The sequence below is a fragment of the Bifidobacterium callitrichos DSM 23973 genome, assembly GCF_000741175.1.
GTDB classification, from domain to species: Bacteria; Actinomycetota; Actinomycetes; order Actinomycetales; family Bifidobacteriaceae; genus Bifidobacterium; species Bifidobacterium callitrichos.
Genome location: NZ_JGYS01000009.1, coordinates 25,517 through 37,596, shown reverse-complemented (window position 1 = coordinate 37,596; position 12,080 = coordinate 25,517). Strand labels below are relative to the sequence as shown.

Genomic DNA, 12,080 nt, shown 5'->3' with positions numbered 1-12,080 from the left:
TCTCCAGTTCTCTAAGTTCCCTAGACGATTCTGTTCACAGCCAATCCCAGAGCCAACATATCGGCGTGTGGTCGACGACATGGTCGACGATCCGTCGGTAGGTCACCGGTGGGCTCGGCAATGCAACAGTTCAACAGTAAGACAGTACGTCGGCAATAGTGGGCGTTGTCTTGCCCGTTCCTGAAAGCTTCCTTAAAAGCGGATGGCTGTGGAGACCTGCGGAGGGCTGTGGAGGACTACGGCGGTCCTGCGGCGTTGCCGGCGATGCCACGGCACTCTCTACAATGGACGCAGGAAGAGAAGAGCTTTCCCATGGAAAGATGGAAAGAAAGGAACGGTGAATCGTCATGATGAACCCCTATGTGCGTCCGGGCATCGATGACAGGCCGGATTACGACAAGGCCCTGAGCCCCGAGGACAAGGCGTCGGTCCAGCGACTTGCGGCCGATCCGAAGCAGCAGGCTCCGGAGGCGTCGGCCGATCAGCCGGGTGCGCAGGCCGCACGTCTGGCCGCCGACGGCACCACGACCGTCGCCGCCGCGTCCACGGTCGACGCGGCCGTGCCCGACTATGCGTCGTCGTTCCTCGACATGCGCGATCCGATGGTCTCCGCCGACGGCCACCGCCCCTCCGCGATCGAGGTGAGTCGCCTCAAGTGGGGATTCGCGGTCGGATCCTTCCTCATCACCGCGCCGTGGGCCGCGCTGAACCTCGTCGCGATCCCGGATCACATCGCCCGCATCGCCGGGTTCGACACCGATGCCGATTGGCTCGCCATCCCGGGCATGGGGCCGGGGCAGTCCATGTTTACCCTTGTACGCGACCTCCCCCTTCTCGTCGTGATCGGCGCGCTGTTCTCGATCTTCCTGGGGCCGCTCGTTTCGGCGCTCTCCGACCGCACCCGCGTGCCGCTGGGCCGCCGTACGCCATGGCTGATCGGCGGCGGAATCCTGTCCGCCCTGATCGCGCTGATCGTGGGCGCCATCGGCAACCTCGCCGGCGTCATCTTCTTCTGGATCCTGCTGCAGTTCACGTACGCGGCGCTGATCGTGCCGCTCGCCGCGGCCCTCTCCGAGCGCGTGCCGGACAAGTTCCGCGACGTGATCGAACGTTGGAACGCGATCGGCGTGATCGCCGGTCAGGCGGCCGGCGGCGTGATCGGCGGTCTGTCGATCGCCTTCGGTGCCCGCGAGCCGTTCACATGCGCCGCCGTGCTGTTCGCGATCTCGGGTATCGCGACCGTCCTCGTCTGGCCGAAGGAGCCGTCCAGCGTGTCCCAGCCGCGCGTGCCCCTCGACGGCGCGGCGTTCGCCTCGCTCAAGCCCCTGCCGCGCGAGGATCGGTACCGTCCGTTCCGCAGGCTCTTCTGGTCGCGCACGTTCATGACTTCGGCCGTCTCGATGACCGCCGTCTTCCTGTGGTATGTCGTGCGATTCTCGGTCTACGGCAGCGAGCCGATGTTCACCTCCGCGCCCCTGACCCTGCCCTCCGGACTGCTCATCGCGATGCTCGCGCTCGCCTCGCTCGCCGGCACCCTGCTCGCCTCCTACTCCGCCGGCGCGATCACCGACAAGTTCGCCGAGGGATTCGGCCCGTGGTGGCGCGACTCGCGCGCGGCCGTGGTCTGCGCGTGCGCCCTGTACGCAGTCGGCCTCGCCGTGGGCCTTGCGATCGTCGCGATCGGCGGCGAGAAGAGCCTCATGATCTTCTCGTTCATCACCGGACTCGCCTCCGGCCTCTACGACGTGTTCATTCAGCCGCTGGTCGTAGACGCGCTGCCCGACCCGCATGACAGCGGCCGTGACCTGGGCTCCTACGCGCTCGCAAGGCCCCTGGGACTGATCATCGGTGCGCTCGGTGGCGCGCTCGCCATCGCGGTCGGATCGCAGATCACGGGGTCGCTCGGTTTCACCGCCGTGTTCCCCGGAGCGATCGTATGCGTTGCGATCGCCGCCCTGTTCCTTAGGAAGTGAGGTAAAGATCGATGGTCGGAATGCGTGACGTGGCGAAGAAGGCCGGCGTATCCCTCAGCACTGTGTCATTGGTCGTCAACGGCACCGGATACGTGTCGGATGACATGCGTGCCAAGGTTCAGGCCGCGATGAAGGCGCTCGACTACATCCCCAACGAGCTTGCGCGCAACCTCGCCCACAATCGCACCAACATCATCGGCGTGATCGTCCCGACGATTCGCCACCCGTTCTTCGCGACCCTGACCTCCGCCCTGCAGCGCGAGTTCTCCGAACGCGGCCTGCGCACGATGCTGTGCTCCACGGCCGATTCGGACAAGGGCGAGGCCGACTACGTCGACATGCTCCAGCGGCACATGATGGATGGACTCGTCATGGCCGCGCACACCGCGCATCCGGTCGGCTACTGGGCCTCGATCGGACGGCCGGTCGTCGCGTTCGACCGCTATCTCGGCCCGGACATCCCCTCGATCGGCTCCGACCACGAGCAGGGCGGGCGGCTCGTCGCCCGGGAGCTGATCGCCACCGGAGCGCATCACGTGGTGATGGTCGGCGGACCGCGCTCGCAGTTCCACGACCTGGAGAATCTCAGCGAGGGCGATGCGGACACCACGTTCCCGACGGTCCGCTACTACCTGACCCTCGAGCACGAGCTGAAGGCGGCCGGCGTGCGCTACGAGTACGTCGAGGCCGGCGAGGTCTACGATCTGGAGGAGTACGCCCACGCGGTGCATGATCTCTTCGACCGGTTCGTGGACGTCGATGCGGTCGTCAGCTCCGATTTCGGCGCGTCCCTGTGCGTGCAGGAGATGCTGCGCCGTGGCATCCGCCCGGGCGTCGACATGCAGGTGGTCGCCTACGACGGCACCTATCTGGCCGACGCCGCCGGCGTGCGTCTGACCGCCGTATGTCAGGACTTCGATGCGATCGCCTCCGCCCTTGCCGCGCGCATGACCGCGCTCATCGAGGGGGAGGAAAGCTCCGCCGCGCCGAGCGATCTGGATCCCGCGGCGGCGGGTGCGTCATCGGCCGACGTGCCGGTGCCGCCTACGGACGGCCGCCTGCCCGGCTCCGCCGTCGAGCTCATCCCCGTGACCCTGCGCAAGGGCTATTCCACCCGCTGAAAGGTGCATTGACCGTCTGCGGATCAGTGCATCGGCGTGTCGAACCGGTTCGAGTTTGACTGTCTCGAACCGGTTCGATATACTGTTCGTCAACAGGGCGGCGAGCGGTTGGCCGTCCGGTGTCAATGAAGGCTTCCCCAACAAGGAGTTTCAATGAAGAACAAAGTCCAACTCATCACATATGCGGATCGTCTGGGTGACGGCGATCTGAAGTCCCTCACCGAGATCCTGCGCACCCGCTTCGACGGCGTCTACGAGGGCGTGCACATCCTGCCGTTCTTCACGCCGTTCGACGGCGCCGACGCCGGCTTCGACCCGGTCGACCACACCAAGGTCGATCCGCGCCTCGGCAGCTGGGACGACGTCACCGAGCTCTCCAAGACCCACGACATCATGGTCGACACCATCGTCAACCACATGAGCTGGGAGTCCGAGCAGTTCCAGGACGTCATGAAGCGCGGCGAGGAGAGCCCGTACTACAGGATGTTCCTCACGATGAGCACCATCTTCCCGGAAGGCGCCACCGAGGAGGACCTCGTCGGCATCTACCGCCCGCGCCCGGGCCTGCCGTTCACCCACTACAACTGGGCCGGCAAGACGCGCCTCGTGTGGACCACGTTCACCCCGCAGCAGGTCGACATCGACACCGACTCCGCCGAGGGCTGGGCGTACCTGACCTCCATCCTCGACCGCCTCGCCGCCTCGAACGTCAAGTTCATCCGCCTCGACGCGGTCGGCTACGGCGCCAAGGAGGCCAACTCCAGCTGCTTCATGACGCCGAAGACCTTCAAGCTCATCGAACGTATCAAGGAGGAGGGCGAGCGCCGCGGCCTCGAGACCCTCATCGAGGTGCACTCCTACTACAGGAAGCAGGTCGAGATCGCGCACAAGGTGGATCGCGTGTACGACTTCGCCCTGCCTCCGCTGCTGCTGCACTCGATCTTCACCGGCCGCACCGACGCTCTCGCCCACTGGGTCGAGGTGCGTCCGAACAACGCCTGCACCGTGCTTGACACGCACGACGGCATCGGCGTGATCGACATCGGCTCCGATCAGCTCGACCGCAGCCTCAAGGGCCTCGTGCCCGATGAGGACGTCGACAACCTCGTCAACACGATCCACGCCAACACGCACGGCGAGTCGCAGGCCGCTACCGGTGCCGCCGCGAGCAACCTCGACCTCTACCAGGTCAACTCCACGTACTACTCGGCGCTCGGCTGCAACGACCAGCACTACATCGCCGCCCGCGCGGTGCAGTTCTTCGTGCCCGGCGTGCCGCAGGTGTACTACGTGGGCGCCCTGGCCGGCGCGAACGACATGGACCTGCTGCGCCGTACCAACGTGGGCCGTGACATCAACCGCCACTACTACTCCACCGCCGAGGTCGACGAGCAGCTGGAGCGTCCGGTCGTCAAGGCCTTGAACGCCCTCGCCCGATTCCGCAACGAGCTCACCGCCTTCGACGGCGACTTCTCCTACGAGGTCGATGCCGACCGTTCGATCCGCTTCGCGTGGACCGCCGCCGACGGCTCCACCTCCGCGGCGCTCACGTTCGAGCCCGGCAAGGGCCTCGGCGTCGGCAACGCCGCGTCCGTCGTGACCCTCGCATGGACCGACTCCGCCGGCCTGCACGAGACCGACGACCTCATCGCCAATCCGCCGGTCGTTGCCTGACCGGATCTGACCATCTGAATCAAGCCAAATCAAGCCATTTATCAAAAGGGGATTACAACATGGCTGATGCAACCACCACCGCGCCCGACGCCTCCGCTCTGGCCTCGAACGCGCCGATCCACGATCCGTCCGTCTCCGCCGACGGCCACCGCCCGACCAAGGCCGAGGTGATCCGCCTCGGCATCGGCTTCACCGTCTCCGCCGTCGCCTGCGCCATCCCGTGGGTGGCGCTGAGCTCGCTCATCCTGCCGTACGTGTTCGAAAGCATCGATCCGTCCACCAAGGAGGCGATGCTCGGCACCGTCAACGCCGCCGGCTCTATCGTCGCCCTGCTCGCCAACGTCATCTTCGGCACGTTCTCCGACCTGACCCGCTCCCGCTTCGGCAAGCGCAGCCCGTGGATCATCGTCGGCGGACTCATCACCGGCCTGTCCATCGGCGCGATCGCGTTCACCCACTCGCAGATCCTCATCATCGTGCTGTGGTGCTGCGCCCAGCTCGGCTACAACGCGATGCTCGCCCCGTACGTCGCCACCATGTCCGATCGCGTGCCCGACAAGTTCCGCGGCACCGTCTCCGGCTTCTACGGTGCCGGCATCGCCGCCGGCCAGACCATCGGTTCGTTCGTCGGCGCCCAGCTGCTCAAGAGCGGCGAGGCCGGTGTGTTCGGCGGCTGGATGATGGGTATGGTCATCTTCGGCCTGTGCGGCATCTTCGTGGTCGTCGTCTGGCCGCGTGAGAAGTCCAACGTCGACGAGCCGCGCGAGGAGATCACCGTGAAGTCCGTCCTGCTGCGCTTCCGCCCGCCGAAGAACGCCCCCGACTTCTACTACGCCCTCGCCGGCCGCACGATGATGATGGGCGGCTACTGGATGATCAACACCTACCAGCTGTTCATCGCCCAGGACTACGTCTTCGCCGGCGACCCGGACGCCAAGCTCAAGGCCGCATCCGTCATCGCCAACATGGCCGTCATCACGCTGGTCGTCTCCCTGATCGCCGCCGTCACCGCCGGACCGCTCACCGACAGGATCGGCATGAGGAAGGTCCCGGTTGCGCTCGCCAGCTGTCTGTTCGCCGTCGGCGCGCTGATGCCGCTGCTGTTCCGCTCCGAGATGGGCATGTACCTGTTCGCCGGTATCGCCGGCCTCGGCTACGGCACCTACAACGCGATCGACCAGGCTCTGAACGTCTCCGTCCTGCCGAACCCGGACGAGGCGGGCAAGGACCTCGGCATCCTCAACCTCGCGAACACGCTGTCCACCGTCATCGGCTCGGTGATGACCTCGGTGATCGTGGTGATCGTCAAGTCCGTGATGGGCGTCACCAAGACCCCGCCTGAGGCATACTCGGTGGTGTTCATCGTCGCGATCGTCATCGTGCTTGTCGCCTCCTGGCTCATCATGCGCATCAAGCACGTGAAGTAGGTCTTGGTAGGCCGTCGCCGCACATCCTTTCTTTGAACGGGTTCCTTTGGTTTATGTCTGTTCGTGCATGAACCGAAGGAACCCGTTTTTGTTGTCGAATCCGCGTGTGCGTCCTGTATGGTCCGTATTCGTGTCGACGCCTATTCGGGTGACTACCACAGTTGTTCGGTGGGATCGTCTTCCGTGGAGCGGAAGATGTAATTGGCGACTTCACATGATCTCGCCTCGGCGTTGGTGGTGTCGTATGAGTAGCCTTTTCCAGCTTGGGCTTCCTGTCTGTATTGCTCTGCTGTGTATTTCTGGTTCACAAGATTATTGCGTTTAAGGCAGTCGACAAATCCTTCGGCAGTGCTGGAGTAATAATTCGGATTTCCTTTTTGCGTGCCGAATACGTCTTGAATGTACATGACGTATGTGTTGAAGCACGAGTTCCGATCTCTGCCATATTTCTCCTCCTGCTTCGCGGTGCCTCCGATGTGGCGGGCTTCCACGAGCATGCCGTTTGAATATCTGTTGAGGAGAATTTCCTTATATCCTTTATCGAGCATGCATGACTTGTATTGTGACCATGATTGTTCGTACGCGGAGATCGATAGCTCGCCGGATTGCTTTGCCGTTTCCAAAACAGTTCTCTGCTGCTGTGAGAGTGGTGGATCAAGATTGGGGTTCTTTAGCCAGTAATCGATGTAATCGGCGAATGACGAAGCGATTCTCGCTCCTTGCTGTGGCGTGCCGTCACTGGATTTGGAATCGTCGTTCGTGAAATCGCTGGTTGTACTGCCGTCAGAATCCGCGGAAACGGTCTGCGACGCCGAGCATCCAGTCAATCCCATAATCAACAGAGTAAATAGTAATACTCCGTTGAGTGTTTCAAGAAATATTTTCTTCATAAAACCTTATTTCAAGATATAATGATGGCGAGGCCTTTTGTTGTTAAAAGCCTCGCCTGTCAAATTAGCGTTTTAACACCTTGTACTTCGTTGTATTGATTGCACTTTTATTATAGCTCAGCGAAAGCACTGTTGGTTGCTCGGCCTACTTACTATGTGTAGACAGATCTTCTGTGTGCGCACTTGTGGCTTTGTGTTCGTTCTGCAGAAGATCCGTTCGATTTCCTCGCGTCTGTCGTTTGAGATGAAGCCTGGATTGCCGTAGGTCCTGTCTCGCTCGTGCGACCATGAGATCAGGTCCCGGTTGACGGACTTGCTGCCGTTGTCTGAGTCGTAGGAGCGGGTGCAGAACGGCAGACGGGACTCGACCGGTGCCTGCGCCCTTGAGCAGTTCGCGAATGCGTTGTTCCTGCAAGACGCGTTCTCGGCTCATCCGGTGGCGATGTCATCCACGGTCTTGGTGCGGCAGAAATCGCCTTTCAGGCTTGGTCCGCTGTGGGGCGACGGTGTCGGCTTCGACGTTGCCGGTCAGCACGTCGAGCTCGTCTCTGGCCTTCCTGATCGTGATTGAGTCGCGCAAGCTCGCCTGCGGGCATCATGCCTGCCTTGAGATGCTTGACTTACCAGCGCCGTTGAGTCGTGTCATGCAAACAGATGAAGGGCGGACTTTCGCGCATTTAAAGAGTTCTGCACAAAGTGAGTAGATGAGGGATTGCGGTCGTTGGAGGAACGGCTATCATAGAAATTGATCGGAAGCGGTGGATGTCAATGGTGATTCGCCGATCAGAATCACGGGAATCATATAGTTTCTGATAATTGAGTATTTAAGGAGTGAATGGATGGTATCTTTAAAAGGATCATAGCTGGAGGAGTCTCTTCTGTGGTATGCTTGGGGGTTATGGGTGTTGGTGCCATGACTGCTAACGCAAAAGAACTCCCTTGTGATTTCAGATGCTACACAGAAATTAATGCTAGCGATAGCCAGGATTATTCCTTGGCGATTTCCGCTAGTCGGCATACTGTGCGTGTGTATGCGCGTGCAATTCAGGATGGGCTTGCTAGCTATAACGAAGCCGGCCCTGGTGGGAGGGCAATTGCCGAGAAATGGGGCTCTCTTTACAACTATAATGATGATGCTAAGGCTGGTCGCCTAGGCTGATGCAGATGGAGGCAATGATGCATACTGCGTTTTATGTCAGGCCGATAATGAAGGTGGTTGGGATCATTGCCTGCATCTGTTTGTCATCTGCTTGCGGCGCTCCTTCAAGTAATACCAGCAAGAGTGAGCCGCAAGCGGATGGCGCATCGTCCAGCAGGTCAACCGGTGGGAATGGCGGCGGGACGTCTGCCGCCCCAGGTCAGAAGCTTGCAGGCAATATGAACGATTACATCGATCAGTTGCTGACGTGGGCCAGCAAGGACGAGAAGCCCGTATTGGAGCGGGCGAAAAAGAACGGTGGACTATCGGCATCCGACTACGAGAAGGCGTGGTCGGATTACAAGTCCTGCATGGTATCTCGTGGCTACAAGCCGTTTGAGCTGATCAAATGGCCCAACGGGGTGTATGAAATGCCGTCGCATATGGTAGGTACTCAGAAGCAGGAGGAAAAATATGCCGAGGATTATCATGAATGCTATGGCAAGAAGATAATGGCCATCGATACTTTGTATACCGCTCAGGTAGGTAATCCATCACTATATGCCGATCAGACAGAAGGTGTTGCGGATTGCCTCAAGCGAAGCGGTGCGGTGTCGATGGATTTCAGCATCAGTACTTTCAAGAGTGAGATTGGGGCAGGAAAGTATTCGCAGTTCGACATTCAGGATCCGAAGGTCAGAGCCTGTTTTGCCGCTAATGATTGGCATATGGGTCTCCAGAGTGATCCATATGCTCAATTGTGGTGATGTTAACTCTGCTTTAGTTTGTTTCATATAAGTCTGTCGAAATGAGGAGGTACTAATTTTAAGAGTCATTTAGTGAGTTATAATAGTTTACTGTCATATTATATTCTAAGCGATGGTTTATTGAAGATGGCAAAATCATTTAGCGTAGGGATTGTTGATAATGATGAGCGTTCGTTGCATTCGTTACGAGAAATATTAACAGATCTGATCGATGAACTGGGTGTTAAGTGGATGGTGACTTCTGGTGAAGATGCTGAGCCTCTATGCCTTGAGTCCAAGAGTCGCCCAGATATGTTACTTGTTGATATGTCGCTGAATGGAATGCAGGGTCCAGTGCTTTGTCGTCGAATTCGAGAGAAGATTGATGTGATGCCGATCCTTGCTATGACTGCTTTTCCTGTGGAGCGATATGCTATTAAGGCCGCTAACAGTGGGGCTCAAGGCATTTGCAGCAAGAATAGTGAAGCTGACTTGGTTAATAGTATTAATATAATAAAACGCGAAGGTGTTCGCGGCGCAGGTTTTGATACGGTTTGTCATGCTCATGAACGTCTTGTGGAGGAGCGACAGAGAAATGCAAATAGTTTGACGTTTAAGGAAATGGAAGTGATGGATTATGCTTCCGAAGGAATGTTGGATGAAGAAGTTGCTCATAAGATGAATATAGCGGTGTCAACGGTACGCAAGCATATGCAGAATGCCAAAAATAAGTTAGGTGCAAAGAACCGTTTTCAAGCGCTTTGGATGTGGATTAACGGTGAGGATTAGAAATTGCGACAGTGCTTATTTAGATTCCTCAATTTTATATATAATATTCTAACTCGTAGGTCAAAATTTATAGTATATTTTGTTTTGGTTGGTTTGGCAGAATCTTGGTCTGTGGCTGAATGGTATTATAATCCACCTAGAAACATTAGTTCTCTCGTATTTGCTGTTGTTCATCTTGTTGCTATTTTTTGTGTATTATTGAATGCTAAGTTTGGCTGTTTTATAGTAATTGTCGCATCTATTTTCTTTTCTATAAGTCAAAGTTCGGATAGCGGCCCTTCACAGATTTGGGGAATCTTAATTTCGTTAGGTATTGCTGCGTATGAATTTAAGGCTGTTATTTCTTTCTTTCTTTTATTGTCGCTTATTGTTTGTCAAATTTTTGTTACACTTAATTTTAATATTGGTCAGTATAGTTACATGACTTTGGCGAGCTTATCTTCCTTTTTTGTTGTCTCCTATTTATTGGGCAAGTCAATAAGTTGGAAAAATATTGCTAATAAAAGACAAGAGGAAGAAAAAATGCTGAATTTAAAGAAAGCCGAGGATGTTAGAAGGCGACGAATTGCCGTCACTATACATGATGGTATGAGTGGATCCTTGTCGCTTGCTACGCGTGAGCTGCAACGTTTGATAAGGAAAACTCCGAGCGAAGTTGAGCGTATTGAACTAGTAAAGGTTAACGGTTATGTGGGTGAAGCATTGATGGGAATGAAATATGCTCTTGATTGTCTTGATGGAGATGTTGATTTTCCTGATATAAAGAATATGAATGATTTGAAATTGCTTATTGCAGATGAGGACGCGAGGCTTAAACGACTTGGATATAAAGGCTCGTGGGATTGTGAGGGGACTTGCTTCTTTAATTCATATATTGGATATGTTGTTGTTTCATTTGTTCGTGAATGTTATGCAAATATTCTAAAACATTCTTTGCCGGGTTGTGTTTATCATATCAGAGTTTCTGTTCTTAGCGGTAATATGAATATTGAATGTTCAAACAAAATTGACAAGGGTCATGATGCTATAAAACACTCCCAGGATGGCTTTTTTTCTTCGGGCTATGGCTTATCGCTTCAAAAGGCTAATATATCAAGTATTGGTGGAAGCTGTGTATATGGCATATATAATGACGAATGGAAGGCAATTGCTTCGATCCCGTTAAGAATATAGTATGCTTTCTTGTTGGATTTTTTTAATAGGGTTGCATAGCCACTGAAGCCAAGAATGAGGTCTGGGCTAGACTGAAGCGTCTGCTAATGTTCGTCAAGGCACAGTCTACACAAAATGAGTAGTTACATTTGCCTCTTTCAATTTGCTGTGCTACTATAAACATAGCTGATAAGCTAAGGCGACGTAGCCTTAGCTATATGATTCAGTTGAGGATAGTCAGCTTATTCCTTGCAGAGAGTGGTGATTTTCATGAAAGCTCATAAAAGGATAATTGCATCTGCTTTTACTAATTGTTTCGTTATCTAATAAGGATTAATCATGTCTTCGTTTAAGATATGCGCCGGATGGCCGCGGTTTTTCGCGGCCGTTTGTGCGTTTGTGATGTTGGTTGCCGTTGGGGGTTGTTCTAATGAAAAGTCCGACGGATCGACCTCCACAGGTACTGATTCCTCTGCCGTGGATAATGAAGGCCAGTCAGGGGATCAACAGGATGGAGATTACGAGTTGGTCGGATCGGGGCAGAAGAAGGCTGATTCTCTCAATGCCTATATCGACCAGATTCTCTCGTATCCGGAGACCACTGACTCGGCCCGTGAGATTCTCACGCGTGCAAAGGCCAACGGCGGTGTTTCGGTTTCCGACTATGAGAGAACTTGGACGAACTACAGGCAATGCCTGTTGGATAAGGGGTACAAGGAAATCATCCTCAACAAATACCCCAACGGCATATATGAAGAGGCGACGTACTATGCCGACGGAACCCCATCGCAGATACAGAAATTCGATCAGGACAGGCAGCTATGCTTCAAGGATGTCGGTCCGGTCAATGAAGTGTTCAGCATGCAACAGGGGAATCCTAACCTTGCGGCCAACGTCAACGAAGCGATCGTGGACTGTCTTCACCGCAACAATCTTGCTCCGAAGGAATACACCGCCAAGCAGTATGCCGCCGAACGGGCGGAGGGCGATCTCAAGGCCTTCAGCATCAATATCAAGGACCCGGGTGTTCGGGGATGCGAGGTGGCCAACAGCGTGTTCGTCGCATACCCCGAAGACAAGCTGGAACATCCATTTTAGGCATGTACGACATGAATTGCGCATATAAGATGGAGCTGGCTTAGGCTCGGATATCCGGCATATGAGTTGGGG

11 protein-coding genes are annotated in these 12,080 nt (G+C 56.2%); 10 read left to right on the top strand and 1 reads right to left on the bottom strand.

Annotated features, from left to right (window positions below; all coding sequences use genetic code 11):
- Window positions 1–347: 347 nt before the first annotated feature.
- The 4 genes from BCAL_RS06680 (at window position 348) to BCAL_RS12735 (ending at window position 6,195) form a co-directional block, all read left to right on the top strand.
- Complete coding sequence (locus BCAL_RS06680) at window positions 348–1,973, top strand: MFS transporter (RefSeq protein WP_043166738.1); 1,626 nt, start codon at window positions 348–350, stop codon at window positions 1,971–1,973.
- 11 nt (window positions 1,974–1,984) lie between these two features.
- Entirely contained in the window at window positions 1,985–3,094 is a 1,110-nt protein-coding gene (locus BCAL_RS06675; protein WP_043166739.1) for a LacI family DNA-binding transcriptional regulator, read from the top strand.
- 153 nt (window positions 3,095–3,247) lie between these two features.
- Window positions 3,248–4,768, top strand: coding sequence for a sucrose phosphorylase (gtfA, locus tag BCAL_RS06670; protein WP_043166740.1), 1,521 nt, complete (start codon window positions 3,248–3,250; stop codon window positions 4,766–4,768).
- A gap of 59 nt (window positions 4,769–4,827) precedes the next feature.
- On the top strand, window positions 4,828–6,195 hold the full coding sequence (locus BCAL_RS12735; RefSeq protein ID WP_152600394.1) for an MFS transporter: 1,368 nt from the start codon (window positions 4,828–4,830) through the stop codon (window positions 6,193–6,195).
- A gap of 152 nt (window positions 6,196–6,347) precedes the next feature.
- Here BCAL_RS12735 and BCAL_RS13210 read toward each other — a convergent pair whose 3' ends face one another.
- Window positions 6,348–7,085 carry a hypothetical protein gene (locus BCAL_RS13210; RefSeq protein ID WP_152600395.1) on the bottom strand — a complete coding sequence of 246 codons (738 nt, stop codon included), beginning with the start codon at window positions 7,083–7,085 and terminating at the stop codon, window positions 6,348–6,350.
- 343 nt (window positions 7,086–7,428) lie between these two features.
- On the opposite strand from BCAL_RS13210, the gene BCAL_RS06655 reads away from it, so the two are divergent.
- The 6 genes from BCAL_RS06655 (at window position 7,429) to BCAL_RS06645 (ending at window position 12,008) form a co-directional block, all read left to right on the top strand.
- Window positions 7,429–7,656 carry a hypothetical protein gene (locus BCAL_RS06655; protein ID WP_043166744.1) on the top strand — a complete coding sequence of 76 codons (228 nt, stop codon included), beginning with the start codon at window positions 7,429–7,431 and terminating at the stop codon, window positions 7,654–7,656.
- 264 nt (window positions 7,657–7,920) lie between these two features.
- On the top strand, window positions 7,921–8,244 hold the full coding sequence (locus BCAL_RS13205) for a hypothetical protein (RefSeq protein ID WP_156101966.1): 324 nt from the start codon (window positions 7,921–7,923) through the stop codon (window positions 8,242–8,244).
- Between the two features lie 5 nt (window positions 8,245–8,249).
- A complete protein-coding gene (locus BCAL_RS06650) occupies window positions 8,250–8,990 on the top strand; it encodes a hypothetical protein (protein ID WP_152600397.1) in 741 nt (246 codons plus the stop codon).
- Window positions 8,991–9,116: 126 nt separating this feature from the next.
- Complete coding sequence (locus BCAL_RS12730) at window positions 9,117–9,758, top strand: response regulator (RefSeq protein WP_081887320.1); 642 nt, start codon at window positions 9,117–9,119, stop codon at window positions 9,756–9,758.
- Between the two features lie 111 nt (window positions 9,759–9,869).
- Window positions 9,870–10,931, top strand: coding sequence for a sensor histidine kinase (locus tag BCAL_RS13200; RefSeq protein WP_152600398.1), 1,062 nt, complete (start codon window positions 9,870–9,872; stop codon window positions 10,929–10,931).
- A gap of 318 nt (window positions 10,932–11,249) precedes the next feature.
- A complete protein-coding gene (locus BCAL_RS06645) occupies window positions 11,250–12,008 on the top strand; it encodes a hypothetical protein (RefSeq protein WP_043166748.1) in 759 nt (252 codons plus the stop codon).
- Window positions 12,009–12,080 lie beyond the last annotated feature (72 nt).

Coding starts and splice junctions, on each gene's coding strand:
- gtfA (WP_043166740.1), top strand. CDS start 3,248: ATGAAGAACAAAGTCCAACTCATCACATATGCGGATCGTCTGGGTGAC.
- BCAL_RS12730 (WP_081887320.1), top strand. CDS start 9,117: ATGGCAAAATCATTTAGCGTAGGGATTGTTGATAATGATGAGCGTTCG.
- BCAL_RS06650 (WP_152600397.1), top strand. CDS start 8,250: ATGGAGGCAATGATGCATACTGCGTTTTATGTCAGGCCGATAATGAAG.
- BCAL_RS13210 (WP_152600395.1), bottom strand. CDS start 7,085: ATGAAGAAAATATTTCTTGAAACACTCAACGGAGTATTACTATTTACT.
- BCAL_RS12735 (WP_152600394.1), top strand. CDS start 4,828: ATGGCTGATGCAACCACCACCGCGCCCGACGCCTCCGCTCTGGCCTCG.
- BCAL_RS06680 (WP_043166738.1), top strand. CDS start 348: ATGATGAACCCCTATGTGCGTCCGGGCATCGATGACAGGCCGGATTAC.
- BCAL_RS06675 (WP_043166739.1), top strand. CDS start 1,985: ATGGTCGGAATGCGTGACGTGGCGAAGAAGGCCGGCGTATCCCTCAGC.
- BCAL_RS06645 (WP_043166748.1), top strand. CDS start 11,250: ATGTCTTCGTTTAAGATATGCGCCGGATGGCCGCGGTTTTTCGCGGCC.
- BCAL_RS13205 (WP_156101966.1), top strand. CDS start 7,921: ATGGATGGTATCTTTAAAAGGATCATAGCTGGAGGAGTCTCTTCTGTG.